Source organism: Glaciihabitans sp. dw_435, from assembly GCF_018449675.1.
Taxonomy (GTDB): Bacteria; Actinomycetota; Actinomycetes; order Actinomycetales; family Microbacteriaceae; genus Glaciihabitans.
Genome location: NZ_JAAVUZ010000004.1, coordinates 84,765 through 100,636, shown reverse-complemented (window position 1 = coordinate 100,636; position 15,872 = coordinate 84,765). Strand labels below are relative to the sequence as shown.

At 65.4% G+C, this 15,872-nt stretch carries 21 protein-coding genes, 2 tRNA genes and 1 riboswitch; of the genes, 9 read left to right on the top strand and 14 right to left on the bottom strand.

Annotated features, from left to right (window positions below; translation table 11 throughout):
• The first annotated feature begins 43 nt into the window (after nt 1-43).
• Nucleotides 44-1,009 (top strand): hypothetical protein, encoded by a 966-nt coding sequence (locus HB677_RS07330; protein WP_213815034.1) that lies wholly within the window; start codon nt 44-46, stop codon nt 1,007-1,009.
• Between the two features lie 231 nt (nt 1,010-1,240).
• Nucleotides 1,241-1,432: a hypothetical protein gene (locus HB677_RS07325; protein ID WP_213815033.1), complete on the top strand. Its 192-nt coding sequence runs from the start codon at nt 1,241-1,243 to the stop codon at nt 1,430-1,432.
• Between the two features lie 23 nt (nt 1,433-1,455).
• Here HB677_RS07325 and HB677_RS07320 read toward each other — a convergent pair.
• The 6 genes from HB677_RS07320 to HB677_RS07295 form a co-directional block, all read right to left on the bottom strand.
• Nucleotides 1,456-1,528 (bottom strand) — tRNA-Arg (locus tag HB677_RS07320).
• A 23-nt stretch (nt 1,529-1,551) separates the two neighbouring features.
• On the bottom strand, nt 1,552-1,806 hold the full coding sequence (locus HB677_RS07315) for a DUF1272 domain-containing protein (protein WP_255546392.1): 255 nt from the start codon (nt 1,804-1,806) through the stop codon (nt 1,552-1,554).
• 49 nt (nt 1,807-1,855) lie between these two features.
• Nucleotides 1,856-2,821 (bottom strand): carboxypeptidase-like regulatory domain-containing protein, encoded by a 966-nt coding sequence (locus tag HB677_RS07310; protein ID WP_213815031.1) that lies wholly within the window; start codon nt 2,819-2,821, stop codon nt 1,856-1,858.
• Between the two features lie 170 nt (nt 2,822-2,991).
• Nucleotides 2,992-3,252 (bottom strand): thioredoxin family protein, encoded by a 261-nt coding sequence (locus HB677_RS07305; protein WP_213815030.1) that lies wholly within the window; start codon nt 3,250-3,252, stop codon nt 2,992-2,994.
• A 37-nt stretch (nt 3,253-3,289) separates the two neighbouring features.
• A complete protein-coding gene (locus HB677_RS07300) occupies nt 3,290-3,565 on the bottom strand; it encodes an oligoribonuclease (protein ID WP_213815029.1) in 276 nt (91 codons plus the stop codon).
• A 38-nt stretch (nt 3,566-3,603) separates the two neighbouring features.
• Nucleotides 3,604-3,816 carry an SCO4848 family membrane protein gene (locus HB677_RS07295; protein WP_213815028.1) on the bottom strand — a complete coding sequence of 71 codons (213 nt, stop codon included), beginning with the start codon at nt 3,814-3,816 and terminating at the stop codon, nt 3,604-3,606.
• 39 nt (nt 3,817-3,855) lie between these two features.
• Here HB677_RS07295 and HB677_RS07290 point away from each other — a divergent pair, with 39 nt between their 5' ends.
• The 3 genes from HB677_RS07290 to HB677_RS07280 all read left to right on the top strand — a co-directional run bounded on the left by HB677_RS07290 (nt 3,856) and on the right by HB677_RS07280 (nt 5,045).
• The gene (locus HB677_RS07290) at nt 3,856-4,284 is read left to right on the top strand and encodes a MarR family transcriptional regulator (RefSeq protein WP_213815027.1); all 429 of its coding nucleotides are present in this window, start codon (nt 3,856-3,858) and stop codon (nt 4,282-4,284) included.
• A 32-nt stretch (nt 4,285-4,316) separates the two neighbouring features.
• Nucleotides 4,317-4,937, top strand: coding sequence for an oligoribonuclease (gene orn / locus HB677_RS07285; protein WP_213815026.1), 621 nt, complete (start codon nt 4,317-4,319; stop codon nt 4,935-4,937).
• Nucleotides 4,938-4,969: 32 nt separating this feature from the next.
• A tRNA-His gene (locus HB677_RS07280) sits at nt 4,970-5,045 on the top strand.
• Between the two features lie 45 nt (nt 5,046-5,090).
• On the opposite strand, the gene HB677_RS07275 is transcribed toward HB677_RS07280, so the two are convergent.
• A complete protein-coding gene (locus tag HB677_RS07275) occupies nt 5,091-5,819 on the bottom strand; it encodes an ATP-binding cassette domain-containing protein (RefSeq protein ID WP_213815025.1) in 729 nt (242 codons plus the stop codon).
• A gap of 34 nt (nt 5,820-5,853) precedes the next feature.
• On the opposite strand from HB677_RS07275, the gene clpS reads away from it, so the two are divergent.
• From clpS to HB677_RS07260, 3 genes are read left to right on the top strand one after another with little or no spacing between them, the layout of a single operon-like run.
• Nucleotides 5,854-6,156 (top strand): ATP-dependent Clp protease adapter ClpS, encoded by a 303-nt coding sequence (gene clpS / locus HB677_RS07270; RefSeq protein WP_374193796.1) that lies wholly within the window; start codon nt 5,854-5,856, stop codon nt 6,154-6,156.
• The gene (locus HB677_RS07265) at nt 6,153-6,641 is read left to right on the top strand and encodes a DUF2017 domain-containing protein (protein WP_213815023.1); all 489 of its coding nucleotides are present in this window, start codon (nt 6,153-6,155) and stop codon (nt 6,639-6,641) included. Before clpS ends, HB677_RS07265 begins: the two co-directional genes overlap by 4 nt.
• On the top strand, nt 6,638-7,009 hold the full coding sequence (locus HB677_RS07260; protein ID WP_255546331.1) for a metallopeptidase family protein: 372 nt from the start codon (nt 6,638-6,640) through the stop codon (nt 7,007-7,009). Before HB677_RS07265 ends, HB677_RS07260 begins: the two co-directional genes overlap by 4 nt.
• 6 nt (nt 7,010-7,015) lie before the next feature.
• On the opposite strand, the gene HB677_RS18815 is transcribed toward HB677_RS07260, so the two are convergent.
• From HB677_RS18815 to HB677_RS07225, 7 genes are all read right to left on the bottom strand, one after another.
• Nucleotides 7,016-7,900 (bottom strand): rhodanese-like domain-containing protein, encoded by an 885-nt coding sequence (locus HB677_RS18815; RefSeq protein WP_213815022.1) that lies wholly within the window; start codon nt 7,898-7,900, stop codon nt 7,016-7,018.
• Entirely contained in the window at nt 7,897-8,451 is a 555-nt protein-coding gene (locus tag HB677_RS07250) for an ATP-binding protein (RefSeq protein ID WP_213815243.1), read from the bottom strand. Before HB677_RS07250 ends, HB677_RS18815 begins: the two co-directional genes overlap by 4 nt.
• 5 nt (nt 8,452-8,456) lie before the next feature.
• Nucleotides 8,457-9,503 (bottom strand): ABC transporter ATP-binding protein, encoded by a 1,047-nt coding sequence (locus HB677_RS07245; protein ID WP_307852512.1) that lies wholly within the window; start codon nt 9,501-9,503, stop codon nt 8,457-8,459.
• Complete coding sequence (locus tag HB677_RS07240; protein ID WP_374193794.1) at nt 9,503-11,173, bottom strand: ABC transporter permease; 1,671 nt, start codon at nt 11,171-11,173, stop codon at nt 9,503-9,505. Before HB677_RS07240 ends, HB677_RS07245 begins: the two co-directional genes overlap by 1 nt.
• Nucleotides 11,170-12,285, bottom strand: a complete 1,116-nt coding sequence (locus tag HB677_RS07235) for a thiamine ABC transporter substrate-binding protein (protein WP_307852511.1) — start codon at nt 12,283-12,285, stop codon at nt 11,170-11,172. Before HB677_RS07235 ends, HB677_RS07240 begins: the two co-directional genes overlap by 4 nt.
• A gap of 38 nt (nt 12,286-12,323) precedes the next feature.
• Nucleotides 12,324-12,434: riboswitch (TPP riboswitch) on the bottom strand.
• Nucleotides 12,435-12,475: 41 nt separating this feature from the next.
• Nucleotides 12,476-12,919: a nitroreductase family deazaflavin-dependent oxidoreductase gene (locus HB677_RS07230; protein ID WP_213815021.1), complete on the bottom strand. Its 444-nt coding sequence runs from the start codon at nt 12,917-12,919 to the stop codon at nt 12,476-12,478.
• 14 nt (nt 12,920-12,933) lie between these two features.
• Nucleotides 12,934-13,494: a DUF1697 domain-containing protein gene (locus HB677_RS07225; RefSeq protein WP_213815020.1), complete on the bottom strand. Its 561-nt coding sequence runs from the start codon at nt 13,492-13,494 to the stop codon at nt 12,934-12,936.
• A gap of 174 nt (nt 13,495-13,668) precedes the next feature.
• Here HB677_RS07225 and glgX point away from each other — a divergent pair, with 174 nt between their 5' ends.
• A complete protein-coding gene (gene glgX, locus HB677_RS07220) occupies nt 13,669-15,870 on the top strand; it encodes a glycogen debranching protein GlgX (protein WP_213815019.1) in 2,202 nt (733 codons plus the stop codon).
• Nucleotides 15,871-15,872: the final 2 nt, after the last annotated feature.

Below are 15,872 nucleotides of genomic sequence, written 5' to 3'. Positions count from 1 at the left end.
GAGCTACGCTGCGGTATCCCCGTCCGGGGGTACTGTGCGACTCATGCAGTGGTGGAATGATTTTGTGACCTGGCTCTCCTCCGACGACGGATGGCGCGTGATCTCGGGTGCAATTCTCCCGTTTATCGCGATCGTCGTCGCCGGCCTCATCGCGTCGCTCATCGCACGCGCATCCTCAAAACGCCTTCTCGAGTTCCAGGACCGCGAGCTGAAAGCAGCTGCGGTCATGGCTCTCATTGGTGCCGGTCGCAAGGCGACGGTCTGGAGTTCCCTCGGCGGTGACGAGAAGCAGCGCGTCGACGGCCAGCTCAGCGAGTCGGACATCCGCATTCGACTGCTCCCTGTCAACGGAACGAACGCGGCCGCCGACTGGGCAGCGCACGAACTTGCCACGATGAAGAAGAACTCGGCGAACTTTAGCTTCCAGGCCGAGCAGACCTTCGTCGAGTACCGAGACCGCCTCCTCGAGTGGCAGAACAAGCCGAAGCGTGCCCGCAAGCTCTTCGCCTACGACCTCGAGCAGTGGCGATACGAAGACGCCAATGCCGACAAGACGCTGGTCGAGAAGCAGCAGAAGTGGGCCGCCAACCAGGTCGATGGAGATGCCACTCCGGCGACCGGTGCCACGACCACTGCGATGCCCGTCGCCGACGTGACGCCTGCTTCCGCGCCCGTCCCGGCGGAAGAGACGGAGACAGTTGCCGTTACAAAGCCGGCAACGGCACCGAACCCCCTCACCCCCTCGTGGACGCCCCCGCCCGCGGCAGCGGCGACCGAGACGAGCGAATACACCTCGCCCGTTCCGCAGACAACGTCGGCTTTCGCGATGCCCGCAGCCGAGCCGGAGCGCATGCCCGCCCCGAATTTCCCGGTGCCGCTGGCTCGCCAGGACACCCCGGCTGCGACCACACCTGTGACCGACTTCTCTGACGAGGAATACGCTCCCCCGGTAACCGCGGGAACCGTTCGCCAGCGCACGGATCCGGAAAAGACCGACGACGACAACTAGCCGTCAACCACTGAAATCCCAGTATTCGTCCCGTGCGAAAACTGGGATTTCAGTGGTTAAACCATGCCTATGCGGGTTAAAGTTCCTCATGGGCGGTGACGCGGGTCGGCACTTCTCATGCTCGTCGTCGCTGAGGCCGGCGGAAGGAACCTCGTCCCAGGTCGAGGACCCTGGTGCCAGTCGTCCGAGGCAGCGCTGTGGTCCCCGCCGCTACCTCGAATGGTGAGCCCCATGTCAGATCACGCATTGCTTCTACTCGAAATGGACTACACGACCTACGGTCAGTCCTGCCGCGAGCCCCACATCACGCCGTCGTCGGAGTTGGTGGAGTGCCGGCGCGATCGGGGCCACAGCGCCGACGTCCACGCAACCCGGGCCGGCGCCGGCATCATTGTGTGGGAAATCTCCGCCGAGGCCGCATAACGCGTCCCCGGGACGCCGCTGGGTGCCCCCGGCAGGATTCGAACCTGCGACAAAGAGATTAGAAGGCTCCTGCTCTATCCCCTGAGCTACGGGGGCAATCCGCAGCGCCTGAAAGTCTATTACGCGACGGTAACCACTTCGCGTGTCGACAGGCAGTCCGGGTTGTACACCCGCTCGGTCGACGCGGGATTGGCTGCCATCTTCTCCAGCGCTCGGGTCGGTCGATTGCTCAACGCCCCGCCGCAGTTGGGACAGCGACCCCCGGCGAACCCCGCAGCGCAATCCGCACACCACGTGCACTCAAACGAGCAGATAAGCACGGATGCGTCCTGCGCCGACAGGTCACGGTCGCAGCACTCGCAGTTCGGGCGCATCTCCAGCATGTCGTGTCCTTTCGTCCCCGACAGGCTATCGGCGGAGCGGTCAGATCATGAGGTTAAAGTAGATGACCTTGCGTTCCAAACCAGTGAAGGTGACGGTGACGGCCTTCGAGGGATCAGTCGAGGGACGCGTGTCTTCCCCGGTCTGCCAGTAAGTAACGGGATGACCGTCCGCCGCCCGTCCCGTGACCGAGACCTTGTACGTTCCCGCCGTCAGCTGCTGGTGAAATTCCGAGCCGTCCATCGTGGTCGAGATCACGGCGCCCGTGGTGGTGTTGACGATGGAAACGGGAGCTGCAACGAACGTCGGGTCGGTGGGACGACTCAGCGTCCATACGACTCCGACCATTTCGAACAGGTCGTCGACCACCACGTCAGCGTTGGTGATGAGGGTACGCGGCTTGTCCCCGTACTGGGCCCGCACTGACCACCACCACCCGGTCACCGGATACCCGGGCGCCCGGCTGTACTCCACGAGGAAGTCACTGAGCGGAAGCCCATTCACCGAGTATCTGCCCTGGGCGTCTGCGTGGGTGGTCACCGTCATTTTTACATCGGACCCGGTCGCCACCACGAGCGCTCCGGGTACCGGGTTGCCCGCGTTATCCCGCACGGTTCCGCCGATGGAGCCGCCGAGCCGCATCACCACGACGACCCACGAATGCTTGCCCGCGGTGACGGGAACACCCCAGCGCACGCCCGGCAGGCGGGTCCAGATGCCGGCACCGGCGGGCGCAACGGCCCGAATCATCCAATGATCCCCTGCGGGTGCGTCGTACAGCGTTACCTGGCCGTTGGATGCCGTGCGGCCCGACCTCACCACACCCTTTTCGTTCGTCATGACGACGGATGCCCCGGCCATTGCGAGCTCCTGCTTCGAGGTCGTCATGAGCATGACGGTGACAGTCCCCGTGCTCGTCGTCGCCGCGGACGCCGCGGCGGGAACTCCGATAACGCCGAACAGCGCGATCGCCGCCGTCATCGTGGCAATGCGGTGCGTGAGCCTCATGTGTCCCCCAGCCGTCGACCCTGGCCGGAGTGTCGGTGGTCGACTGGCGTGGGTGGTACGGTCTGTCTACCCATGAACCGGGGACAAGTCAAGCGTCCGCAGCAGAACCAGTACCACGAGCGCACGAGGGGCCCACCGCCGCGACCACTGTGGCCCGGAGCGTGTGACTTTTAGACGGCCTTCGCGAGAGCGACGAGCACCTGGTTGATGGTGGGCACTCCCTCGGCGCGGAACACTTCATCGCCGGAGGCGGAACGCACGATCACGGTGGGAGTCGAACGGATACCATCACGCTCGGCTACCTCGATGAACTGGGCGACATCGCGCTCAACGATTTCGGCACCCGGTACGAGCCGGGACACTTCACCGAGCACGGAGCGGGTTTGAATGCAGGGGTCGCAGAACGACGAGGAGTAGAAATCGAGCTTCACACTCGTCCTAACCGCTGCGACCCCGGGGAGATTCCCGTTAGAGCTCGCCGCGTTCTTCGACGGCCTCGTAGCTGTCGCTGTCCGGGGCGTCCCAGGCGTACGTCACCTGGAGCTGCTCGCCGACGAGCTTGTTGGACACGGTCTTGTAGACCCACTGCTGCTCGTGGCCGTCAACGGCGGCGAGAACAGTCAGTTCGGAGTCGAACGATCCGTCGGTGCTGATACGGGTATCGTCGCGTCCGTCGTAGGGGCCGCCCTGGTAGAAGACGATGTATTCGTCACCGGGAGTGATTGTGGGCGTGTTGTCAGTCATGCCTTTAGTTGTAGCAGACGGGGATGCCACGGACCCGACTAAACGGCTCCCGCGAGGCTCAGGATGCCGAAGACGGCCGAAACGAGGGCGATCAGGAGCGCGACACCGATCAGGATCGCGTGGACCCGCAGAAACGCGGTGGGGCGGCCCGAGGCATCCCGCGCCCGCTCGTCCCTGGAGATGCGGCGAAAGAACTGCGGCCACACGATGACGTTGAAGGCGGCATTGACGAGAAGAAGAATGGCCAGCATTCGGCAAGTTTAGGCACGCGAAGCGCATATGATTTCCGCGTGACGCAGACAGACATCCTCGAGTCCCTTTTGGTATCGAACCATCGCCTCACCCGCATCGCGGCGCAGGGAACGGGCAACGCTACGCCCGCCGCCGTCTGGCGCACGCTGTCGATCCTGCACAACGATGGAGCAATGCGGATTGGCGCGCTCGCTGCCTCCAGTCGTATCAGCCAGCCGGGCATGACCAAGTTGCTCCCCGCCCTCGTCGAAGAAGAACTGGTGCACCGCATCGCCGACGCCGACGACTCGCGGGCCTGGTTGATCGCCATTTCCGACAAGGGCAAGGCGGCCCTCGAGGAATGGCGGGGCTCGCTCGCCGCCTCGCTGCTCCCCGTGTTCGACGATCTCACGCCGGAACAGTGGGCCACGCTGGAAGCTGCAGCCGAGATTTTGCAGTCGCGGCTGGCCTCCGCACACGACGCCTGAGTGCTGTCGGCGCTCCCCGTTAGAATTGCGCAATGGCTGCTTCTGAAGATCGTATGGTGTGGATCGACTGCGAAATGACGGGGCTCGATCTCTCGATCGATGAGCTCGTCGAAGTTGCGGTGGTGATCACCGACTACAACCTCGAACCCGTAGCCGAGGGATTCGACATCGTCATCAAGCCCGACGCCTCCGCGTGGGACAACATGAATGACTTCGTGCGGGCGATGCACACCTCCAGCGGCCTCATCAACGAGGTCCCGAACGGTGTGACGCTGGCCGAGGCCGAGTACGAGATTCTCGAGTACATCCTCAAGTACGTGCCGAACCCGTCGAGCGCGCCGCTCGCCGGCAACACCATCGGTACGGACCGTGCGTTCCTCAACAAGTTCATGCCGCGGGTAGACAACCACCTGCACTACCGCAGCATCGACGTCTCATCGATCAAGGAACTTTCGCGCCACTGGTTCCCCCGCGTCTACTTCAACGCGCCGTCGAAAGACGGTGGCCACCGTGCGCTCGCAGATATTTTGGAATCAATTCGCGAGCTCGCGTACTACCGAAAAGCCGCATTTGTCGCGGATCCCGGCCCCACTTCCGATGAAGTGAAGGCAGTGTCGGCCGAAGTTGTGGCGGAATGGGCCCCGCGTCTGTAATAAGATACTTGGGTTGCCATGTGCGATACATGGTGGTCGTAGCTCAGTTGGCAGAGCGCTGGCTTGTGGAGCCGGATGTCGCGGGTTCGAGCCCCGTCGATCACCCCACACAGAACGGCCCGACTTCGGTCGGGCCGTTCTGCTTTTAACCCCTTAGTCGCCGAGGTGATCGAGGAAGCGCGCGGGAGCCTCCAGGAAGCTCTTCCAGTTCTCCACGAGGCCGAGCTGCTGCCAGTCCTGGCGGCGGAGTCCCCAGGGGCCCACCTCGTAGATGGCCGCGCCCGGCAGCGCGGCGAGTATCGGCGAGTGGGTCGACATGATCACCTGCGAGTCTCCGTCCGCCAGTTTGTTCTCCAGCATTGCCAGCAGGGACAGGCATCCCGAGAACGACAGCGCCGACTCAGGTTCATCCAGCACCCACACCCCCGGACCGCGAAACCTGCTGGCGACGAGCTCGATGAACGATTCGCCGTGGGACATGTCGTGAAACGCAATGTCGCGGTGCGACAGGGGCGGGTTGTTCTCGAGGAACGTGTAGAAGCCGTGCATGGTCTCCGCACGGAGGAAATACCCCCGGGGCGCGGTGCGGGGGTTCCGGGTCAGCTGCAGATGCTGGCCGAGTTCGGATTCCGTCGGCCGGGTGGAATGCTCCGCTCCCAGCGACCCTCCCTCGGGCGACAGTCCGTACGCGATGGCGATGGCCTCGACGAGCGTCGACTTTCCCGAGCCGTTCTCGCCGACGAACACGGTCGCGGCGCCGAGGTCAAGGCCGTGTTCGAGAACGTGGGCGACGGGCGCCAGGGTCGCCGGCCAGGTGCCCCTCGCCAGGGGAAACGCGGCAAACTCGGCGATGCGGTAGATCGGCAACCTGTCAGTACGCATGGGGCCATGCTCTCAGATGTGCGAGGCTTGGAGCGTGGTACAGACGCTCGATCGCACCGATCTCAACGCGGTGGTCGAACAGGGCGAACTCGTTCTCCTCGACCAGCCGTGGGTCACTCTGGTCTGGAACGACCCCGTGAACCTCATGTCGTATGTGTCGTGGGTGTTCCGCAGCTACTTTGGCTTCGACAAGGCCGAGGCCGACCGCCGCATGCTGCTCGTGCACACAGAGGGTCGCGCGGTCGTCGCGACCGGCGTGCGCGAGGAGATGGAGCGCCACGTCGAAGCGATGCACGACTTCGGCTTGTGGGCGACCCTGCAGAAGGCGGACGCGTGAGCGGGTTCAGCCGCAGCCGCAGCGGCGACGTGACCGGAACCTTCAGCGTGGATGAAGCACGAATCATCCGCGACCTCGCCGGACAGATCTCCGGTCTGCTCACCGACCGGGTCACCCACGGCTCGGACCCGGCGCTCGACCGGCTCCTCCCCGATGCCTACCGCGACAACGACGACAACGCCGCCGAATTCCGCCGGTTCACCGAAGATGATCTCGCCGAACGCAAGGTGCGCAACGCGGGCGTGGTGGTGCTGTCGCTGGACGTGGCTCCCAAGCGCAAGCGCGTCAGCATCGAGGTGGATGACCCGGGCGTGCAGTCATGGCTGCGCACTCTCACCGATATCCGCCTGACGCTCGGATCGCGCCTGAACACCGTCGACGAGGCCCCACGAACGCCCCAGGACGAGAACGAGGAGATCATGCTCTCGATCTACGACTGGCTCGGCTACGTGCAGGAAACCCTGATCCGCGCCATCGACGTATGAGTGACGGAACCACACCGATGGACGCCCTCTCAGAAGACGAGTTCGAGAAGCTCGTGATCGCAGAACTCGACGCGCTGCCGGACGACATGGTCGACGGACTCGAGAACCTCATTTTCGTGACCGAGGCCCGACCGGAAAATGGCTCGCTGGACGCCCTCGGGCTCTACGACGGCATCGCGCTCACCGAACGCGACCGCTACGGGTTCGGGGAACTTCCCGACCGCATCATCCTGTACCGGGAACCGCTGCTGGCGATGTGTGCCGACCTGACGGAACTCAGGGATCAGATCCACATCACGCTGGTACACGAGATCGCGCATTTCTATGGCATCGACGACGACCAGCTGCACGAACTGGGCTGGAGCTGACCCGACTCAGGCGGGCGTGACCGACTCAAGCGGCAGGCTCGGATCGGCCGACCATTCCTCGAGCGATCCGTCGTAGATCCTCACGGCGCGAACGCCGATCTCCGCGAGGGTCAGGGCGTTGGCGGCGGCCGAGATCCCGCCACCGCAGTACAGCAGCACCTCGGTGCTGTCATCGCGCACGTTGACGCCCGCCGCGTCGTAGGCGAGCGCGATCTCCACCCGCGACTTCACCCCGCCGTCGGAGGCAAACAGATCACGGCTCGAGACATTCACGCTGCCCGGAATATGGCCACGCCGGGCGTACCGGCTCGCCGCCTCCCCGCTGAACGAGGTGGCCGGCAGGCCGCACACCAGCGGTCGACCGTCGCTCGCGGTGCGCTCGATGAGTTCTTCCTTGCTCACCCAGAAGTCACGGCGGTTGTCCGCCGGCCACGAGGCGACCGCCGCACGCTTCGCGGGCGTCTCGCCGGATTCGACGGGATGTCCCGCCTCCGTCCACGCGCGGATTCCGCCGTCGAGCACGCGGGCGTTGACGCCAATCCACCGCAGCAGGTACCACAGGCGCGCGCCCCAGAGGGTGCCAGTTGAGTCGTAGATCACGACGGACGTGTCCCGCGGGATCCCGAGACGGGCAAGTTCGTCGGCAATGGCCTGCGGGGCCGGGTGCGTGTAGTGCAGGGGCGCTGTGGTGTCACTGAACTGCGTGCTGACGTCGACGTGAAGTGACCCGGGAATGTGGCCCTCCACCCACGACGGGTATCCGCTGTCGATGCGGTAGTCCCCGTCGAATGCGGCAGGGTGCAACACGAGGCTCGCGTCCAGAACGACGGGCGGGGTGCGGCTGGAGAGTGCGTCGGCGAGTTCGGACACGGCGATAAAGGGTGAGGTCACTCCCCCATGCTTGCAGCCGTGATGGCATTCCGCCACCGCGCGGCGGCGGCCGCGACATCCGCCCCATCAATCTCCGCGTCGGCAAGAGAACGCGAGTTTTCGCGGGTGTAGAAGGCGTCTTCCTGCGCTGCCCAGCGATCCCAGTGCGGCGCATACATGGCGCCGTCCCGCTCGAGGGCGCGGCGGCGGCGGGTTGCCGGGTCGAGTTCCACCCAGAGAGCGGATGCCGCGAGCGCGCGATTCGCGACGCTCAGCGCACCGCAGCCTTCGATCACGATCGGCCGTGTGCGGTCGAGCAGGTGCGTCTCGGCGTAGCGGGAACTGGCCCAGTCCCACCGCACCCAGGAGAAGTCGGTGAGGATTCTCTCGTGCACGATGTCACTTGCCGCCTGCAGGCCGTCCCAGCCGGGATAGATGTCGTCGAGTCGCACGAGTTGGGCCTCCGGCCAGAGCGAAACGAGTGCCTGCGCGAACTCGGTCTTCCCCGACCCGGAACGACCGTCGATGAGAACAACGGTGGGGGGATCGACCGGTACGGGTGCCGGGGGCATCGCGGTCACGCGCGGGCCAGCCGGGCCACGCCGGCGAAATCGACCCGCACGGTGACGGTGGTGCCGGTCGGCAGCATCCGATCGTCCCGTCCGGTCGCCGTTACCTCACCCACGCCCTCGATGTGCAACCGCAGGCGCACCCCGGCGACGGCCGTTGTGCTGCTCAGCACGGTTCCCACGATGCCCGAGTCCGCCACGACAAGGGCGCCGGGCCGCAGCGCGATGGGCGTCGTCGAGCTGGGATCCACGATCCGGGCGGCGTAATTATCGAGCACGCTCGTGTACCCGAGGAAACGTGCGATGTCTGCGGTGGCGGGGTTTCGCCAGACGTCCGCCGGCGCCCCGATCTGCAGAAGGCGGCCGGCTCCCATGATGCCGACCCGGTCGGACAGCGCAAACGCCTCGTCCTGATCGTGCGTCACCATGATCGCGGTGGTGCCCGTCGTCGTCAGGATGCGCCGCAGGTCACCGGTGAGGCGGTCGCGAAGCTCCCGGTCCAGCGAGCTCAGTGGCTCGTCCAGCAGCAGCAGTCGCGGTCGGGCGGCCAGCGCCCGGGCGAGAGCGACCCGCTGCTGCTCACCACCGGAGAGGTCCGTGACCCGTCGCTCCCCCGTCCCGGGCAATCCCACGAGATCCAGCAGCTCGGTCACACGCGCGTGGCGTGCCTCCCGGGCGACCCGCGCGATGCGCAACGGGTACGCGATGTTGTCGGCGACGCTGCGATGCAGGAACAACTGGCCGTCCTGAAACATCAGGGCAAAGCCACGCTCGTGCACGGCACGCCGCGTGATGTCAGTACCGTGCCAGGCGACGGTTCCGCCCGCCAGCGTCTCGAGCCCGGCGATCGCCCTCAGCAGGGTCGACTTGCCGCTGCCGGAGGCCCCGAGGATTCCGAGCACCTCTCCGGCGTGCACCTCGAGGGACACGTCATCGACCGCAACGGTCGGCGCGGAGCGGGATGCCGCGGCCTGCGCGAAAACAACCCGCAGGTCCCGCACCAGCAGGGCCACCTCGCCTTCGGCCGGCTCCGTCGCCGTCTTACCCTGGTTCACTAGAACGCTCCTATCGTGCCCACGCGCAGTCTCTCGACCGCGGCGATGATGGCGACTGTCACCGCGGCGAGCACCACGGACGCGGCCAGCGCCATCCCATAGTTGTCCCCACCGGGTAGCCCGATGAGGCGGAAGATCACGACGGGCAGCGTCGGTCTGTCCGGGCGGGACAGAAAACTTGTCGCGCCGAACTCACCAAGGGCTACGGCGAAGGCGAATCCGGATGCCGCGAGCAGGGGTCGCGCCACGATGGCGAGGTCGACGTCCGCCAGCACCCGTCCGGGACCCGCTCCCAGCACGGACGCCGCCTCGCGCATGCGTGGGTCGATACTGCGGAGCACCGGCAGCAGGGTCCGCACGACAAGGGGCACCGCAACAACAGCCTGCGCGATGGGCAGCAGCACCGGTGAGGAGCGAAGGTCGAAGGGCGGATGATTCAGGGTGATGAGGAACCCGAATCCCACCGTCACCGCCGACACACCGAGGGGCAGCATCACGACGGCATCGAACCCGGACAGCGCCCGACGCCACCGCCGTGCCCGGGGACGGCGGGAGAGCACGACGCTCGCGCACAACCCGACCGCGAGGGCGATGAGGGTCGCGGTCAGCGCGGTCGTCAGCGAGTTTCCCAGCGCGGTCCACACCGGGACCGCCAGCGCATTCCTGCTGCCGGTCCCCGCGAGATGACGGTAGTTGTCGAAACTCCAGCCGCCCGGCGTCTGCAGCGACTGGACCACCAGGGTGACAACGGGCAGGGCGAGGAACACGGCAACAAGGATGGTGACAGCAATGGCTCCCGCGTCGGCCCGACGGAGAACCCGGGCGCTGGTGTCGGCGGCAACACGACGCTGCGCGGTGGCAGTACCCCGGGAGGCGCGGCCCGCTACGGCGAGCGCCACGACCACCACCACCAGCTGGGTGACCGACAGCACGCTCGCCGCGCGCAGGTCGAGGAACTGCGTGGTGAGGAGATAGATCTCCGTCTCGATGGTGCCGAAGCGGGCGCCGCCGAGAACCAGAACGACGCCGAATGCGGTGGAGCAGAACAGAAAGACGATGGAGGCGGCGGCGAGGATCGACGGGGCCAGCCGGGGAAGCGTGATCGTCCACCACACGCGCTGGGGTGAGGCGCCGAGCACACGCGCTGCCTCTTCCTGACGGGAGTCGAGGCTCTCCCACGCGCTTCCCACCGTGCGGGTCACCACGGCAACGTTGAAGAACACCAGCGCGAGCATGATTGCGCCGAAGGTGCCGTCGAGCCCGAGCCCGCCGAGCGGACCGCCGGCGCGCAGGAGCGTGCGGAAGGCGACACCGACCACCACGGTGGGCAGCACGAAGGGCACAACGATGAGGGCGCGCAACACCCGGCGTCCGCGGAACCGCAGGCGGTACAGGACGTAGGCGATCGGGACACCCAGCACGCTCGTGATGAGCGCTGCCAGCGATGCCTGCCCGAGGGTGAGTCCGATCAGCCGGAGGGTGCGCGGGCGGGCGAGTACCTCACCGAATCCGGTGAGGTCCAGCGTGCCATCTGGCAGCACTCCCCTGCCCACCATCGCGGCAACGGGCCACAGGAAGAAGATGCCGAGAAAGATCAGGGGCGCGGCGGCGCCGAGCACCACCCAGAAGGCGGTGCCCGGTGCGCGGCGTGCTCGTGGCGTCAGGGTCACGGTGTGGCGATGGCTGCCCACTGCGTGAGCCAGGTCTGGCGGTTCTTGTCGATGTCGGACGGCGAGACGACGTAGGGCTTCGTCGCGATCTTCGCGTACGTCGACCAGCCCTCGGGCAGTGTGGCCTTCGCGTTGACGGGGAAGACGTACATGTTTTCGGGAATGTCGTTCTGCACCGGCACCGAGAAGAGGAAGTCGACGAGCTTCTTGGCGGCGGTCGGGTACTTCGTGCCCGCGATGACACCCGCGTACTCGGTCTGGCGGAAGCAGGTGTCGAGCAGCGCACCGGTCGGCGCAACGTTCGACCCCTTCGGAACCTCGAACGGAGGAGACGATGCATAGGAGACGACCAGCGGGCGGTCCCCCTTGCTCGACGGGCCGGAGAAGTCGACGTAATACGCGTCGTCCCACCCGCCGTCGATCTTCACGCCGTTACCCACCAGCGACTTCCAGTAGCCCTCCCAGCCGGTCTCGCCAAACGCGGCGATTGTCGCGAGCAAAAACGCGAGGCCGGGCGACGACGAGTTGGCGGCCGGCACCACGAAGAGATTCTTGTATTCGGGCTTGATCAGGTCCGCGAGGGTAACCGGCTCCGCGAGACCCTTCTTCGCGAACCATTCGTGGTCGACGTTCACGCACACGTCTCCGTTGTCGATCGGGGTCAGTTCCTCGCGCCCGCTGCCCTTGGGCAGCAGATACTGATCCTCGGCGGCGGTGAGGTCCTTCGAGGAGTACTTCTCCAGCACACCGGCCTCGACGGCTCTGCTGGCGAACGTGTTGTCGATGCCGAACACCACGTCGCCGAGGGGTGAGTCCTTCGTCAGGACCAACTTGTTGACGAGTTCCCCCGCGTCTCCCGCGGCCTGCACCTCGACGGTGATACCCGTCTGCTTGGTGAACTCCTCGAGCGTTCCCTTGCTGAGGTTGAACGAATCATGGGTGACGAGAACGATCGTTGAGGGCGTCTGCTCCGATGCGGTCGACGCGGGCTGCGTCGAACACCCCGCAACGGCGAGGGCGAGCCCCGCCGCGACAACGAGCGCCGTGGCGCGCAGAAGCGGGTGTCCGCGGAACGTTCCACCCGATGACGAGAATTTGTGGCGTGTGTGCACTGGTCGTGCCCTTTCAGTAGTGAAAAGAGGGCACGGGATTGATAAGAGATTTGCCTCCCTGCGCTGGCATGATCCAGATCAGGTTCGACGGTCGAAGCTTGGAGAAGCTTCCTCTCAGCCCGGCTCACCGGACTCCCGTGTTTCATCGCAAGCATAAGCCACCCGCAACGAGGTGGCGCAAGGAGTGCTGTTACTGCTCGCGTTCCAGAATGACGACGGGAATCTCGCGCTCGGTCTTGACCTGGTAGTCCGCATAGTCGGGATACAGGCCGACCAGCTTCTCCCACAGTGCCGGCTTCTCCTCGGGCGTCGCATCCCGCGCCACCGTCCAGAACGATTCGGCACCGACCTGCAACCAGACCCGCGGGTTGCTCTCGAGGTTGAGATACCAGACCGGATGCTTCGGGGCACCGCCGAGCGAGGCGACGATCAGATATCGCCCGTCGTCCTCGGCACAGATCAGACACGTCCTGCGCCACTGACCGGACTTGCTGCCCTGGGTCGTCACGAGCGCCAGTGGAGCTCCGTACCGGAATACGGGCTTTTCTCCGTTGGTCTTGACGTACTGCGCGATCTGGGACGCTACCCAGGTTTCTGAATTGTCGACGATGGGCGACGGGGCGGCTGTGGTCATGCATCCATCCTTGCTCAGGAGTTGAGCAGATCGACGATCTTTGTGACCGTCCGCCAATTTCTGGCGGTCGCGACACGCCCGAGTCGTTCGTGGAACCGCGGCGGCAGGCGGGTCTTCAGCACCCCGTCGGGCAGCCACTGGTAGATGGCCTCGGCACCGAAGACGATGCGCTCCGGAAGCAGTTCGTCGTCGCTCGGGCGGGAGAGAGTGCCTGCGTCCGGCACCTCGTCGACGAAGGTCACGATCAGGCGCGAGTCATCCGTACCCACGTCGAGCAGGGGGTTGGCCGAGGCGATGCGGCGGAAGCGGGCTTCATCAACCACGAGAACCTTCGAGGTGACGCCGGTCGCGGAGACAATGGCGGCTTCCAGGGCTTCGCGCGCCGCGACATCCACCGCCCTGTCGGAATCGAACACGACGTTGCCACTCTGCAGGAGGGTGCGCACGCCCGTGTAGCCGAGGCCCTCGACGAGGGAGCGAAGGTCCGCCATGGCGATGCGGGAGGATGCCCCGACATTGATACCCCTCAGCAGGGCGACGTAGCGGGAGGGGTGAATTTTCGGGGCGGCGGTCACGCACCAAAAGTACCGCGACGAGCGAGTTGAAGTGTCTGCGCGACGACGTCAACCCTCAGGTTGGGTACACGGCGGTTCCATAGGCTACTAGCAGACGCGGACCGCGTCGTGAAGTATCACTGCCCGTTTAACCGTGAACGGTACGGTAAAGCGTCTGCTCCACGAAAGGACTTCATGAACACCTGGCCAGGATCCGCCTACCCCTTGGGTGCCACCTTTGATGGCAACGGAACGAACTTCGCGATCTTCAGCGAAGCGGCGGAAAGGGTCGAACTGTGCTTGTTCGACGATGACGGCGTCGAGACCAGAGTTGAGATCGTCGAAATTGACGCTTTCGTCTGGCACGCCTACCTGCCGCAAGTACAGCCCGGACAGCGCTACGGCTACCGCATTTATGGCGAGTACGACCCCGCTACCGGTAAGCGCGCCAACCCCAACAAGCTCTTGCTCGACCCTTACGCCAAGGCGACGAGCGGCACCATCGACTGGGACCAGTCGTTGTTCGCCTACAACTTCGGTGACCCCGACTCGCGCAACGACGAGGACTCCGCCTCGCACATGATGAAGGGCGTTGTCATCAACCCCTTCTTCGACTGGGCCGGCGACCGCCGCCCGCATATCCCCTACAACGAGAGCGTCATCTACGAAGCTCACGTCAAGGGTCTGACGGAACTGCACCCGGGCATCCCCGAGGAAATCCGTGGAACGTACAGCGCGATCGCGCACCCGCTGATCATCGAACACCTGCAGAAGCTCGGCGTTACCGCCATTGAGCTCATGCCCGTGCACCAGTTTGTCAACGACTCCACCCTTCAGGAGAAGGGGCTGTCCAACTACTGGGGCTACAACACCATCGGATTCCTCGCCCCTCAGAACACCTACGCCTCCAGCGGCGAACTCGGCCAGCAGGTGCAGGAGTTCAAGGGCATGGTGCGGGCACTTCACGTCGCCGGCATCGAGGTCATCCTCGACGTGGTGTACAACCACACCGCTGAGGGAAACCACATGGGCCCGACCCTGTCGTTCCGCGGAATCGACAATGCGGCGTACTACCGCCTCATGGACGACGAGCCCCAGTTCTACATGGACTACACCGGCACGGGAAACTCGTTCAACGTTCGCCACCCGCACTCGCTGCAGCTCATCATGGACTCGCTGCGGTACTGGGTGACCGAGATGCACGTCGACGGATTCCGCTTCGACCTCGCATCGGCGCTCGCCCGTGAGTTCTACGACGTCGACCGACTCTCCACCTTCTTCGAGCTCGTGCAGCAGGACCCGGTGGTCTCGCAGGTCAAGCTCATTGCCGAGCCGTGGGACGTTGGCCCCGGTGGTTACCAGGTCGGCAACTTCCCGCCCCAGTGGACGGAGTGGAACGGTAAGTACCGCGACACCGTCCGCGACTTCTGGCGCGGCGAGCCGTCGACGCTCGGTGAATTCGCCTCGCGCATCACCGGCTCGGCCGACCTCTACGAGCACTCTGGCCGCCGCCCCGTGGCATCCATCAACTTCGTTACCGCCCACGATGGCTTCACCATCAACGACCTGGTGTCGTACAACGAGAAGCACAACGACGCCAACGGTGAAGACAACAACGATGGCGAATCGCACAACCGCTCGTCGAACTTCGGCGTCGAGGGACCGACGGATGACCCGGCGGTACTGGTGCTGCGCGCGCGCCAGCAGCGCAACTTCCTTGCCACACTGCTGATCTCGCAGGGTGTTCCGATGATTCTGCACGGAGACGAGCTCGGCCGCACGCAGCAGGGCAACAACAACACCTACGCACAGGACTCCGAGATCAGTTGGGTGCACTGGGACCACGCGGACCAGCCGCTCATCGAGTTCACGGCCGCCCTCGCGCGACTGCGTAAGGAACATCCCACGTTCCGTCGCAGCCGGTTCTTCGATGGCCGTCCCGTGCGTCGCACCGCGGGTCAGGCAGTGCCGGACATTGTCTGGCTGCAGCCGGATGGCACCGCCATGGAGCCGGAAGACTGGGACTCGGGCTTCGGGCGCGCGATCGGCGTCTTCCTCAACGGAGACGGCATTGGTGGACGCGACCCGCGTGGCGAGCGCATCACCGACCGCCACTTCATCGTGTTGTTCAACGCGGGCGACGAGGCGGTTGACTTCACGCTTCCCGTCGACGAGTACTCACCCGTCTGGGAGATCGTTGTTGACACCGCTGGCGCCACCGCGGATTCCGAACTGCGAGAAGCGGGCTCGGTCGTGCCGGTGCAGGAGAAGTCGATGACGATCCTGCGCGCGCACGTGGCACCCGAGGTTGAGGCGGATCACTCCGTCGCGGCATCGCTGTCTGTCCTGGTTGGTTCCACGGCGGACGACGCGCCCTCAGCCCAGCCGGCGGTGTAACC

Excerpts from the sequence above, each read along its gene's own strand:
- HB677_RS07325 (WP_213815033.1), top strand. The coding sequence starts at position 1,241 with ATGTCAGATCACGCATTGCTTCTACTCGAAATGGACTACACGACCTAC.
- HB677_RS07230 (WP_213815021.1), bottom strand. The coding sequence starts at position 12,919 with ATGACCACAGCCGCCCCGTCGCCCATCGTCGACAATTCAGAAACCTGG.
- HB677_RS07295 (WP_213815028.1), bottom strand. The coding sequence starts at position 3,816 with ATGCTGGCCATTCTTCTTCTCGTCAATGCCGCCTTCAACGTCATCGTG.
- HB677_RS07310 (WP_213815031.1), bottom strand. The coding sequence starts at position 2,821 with ATGAGGCTCACGCACCGCATTGCCACGATGACGGCGGCGATCGCGCTG.
- HB677_RS07330 (WP_213815034.1), top strand. The coding sequence starts at position 44 with ATGCAGTGGTGGAATGATTTTGTGACCTGGCTCTCCTCCGACGACGGA.
- HB677_RS07260 (WP_255546331.1), top strand. The coding sequence starts at position 6,638 with ATGAGTGACGGAACCACACCGATGGACGCCCTCTCAGAAGACGAGTTC.
- glgX (WP_213815019.1), top strand. The coding sequence starts at position 13,669 with ATGAACACCTGGCCAGGATCCGCCTACCCCTTGGGTGCCACCTTTGAT.
- HB677_RS07300 (WP_213815029.1), bottom strand. The coding sequence starts at position 3,565 with ATGACTGACAACACGCCCACAATCACTCCCGGTGACGAATACATCGTC.
- HB677_RS07275 (WP_213815025.1), bottom strand. The coding sequence starts at position 5,819 with ATGCGTACTGACAGGTTGCCGATCTACCGCATCGCCGAGTTTGCCGCG.
- HB677_RS07250 (WP_213815243.1), bottom strand. The coding sequence starts at position 8,451 with ATGCCCCCGGCACCCGTACCGGTCGATCCCCCCACCGTTGTTCTCATC.
- HB677_RS07315 (WP_255546392.1), bottom strand. The coding sequence starts at position 1,806 with ATGCGCCCGAACTGCGAGTGCTGCGACCGTGACCTGTCGGCGCAGGAC.
- orn (WP_213815026.1), top strand. The coding sequence starts at position 4,317 with ATGGCTGCTTCTGAAGATCGTATGGTGTGGATCGACTGCGAAATGACG.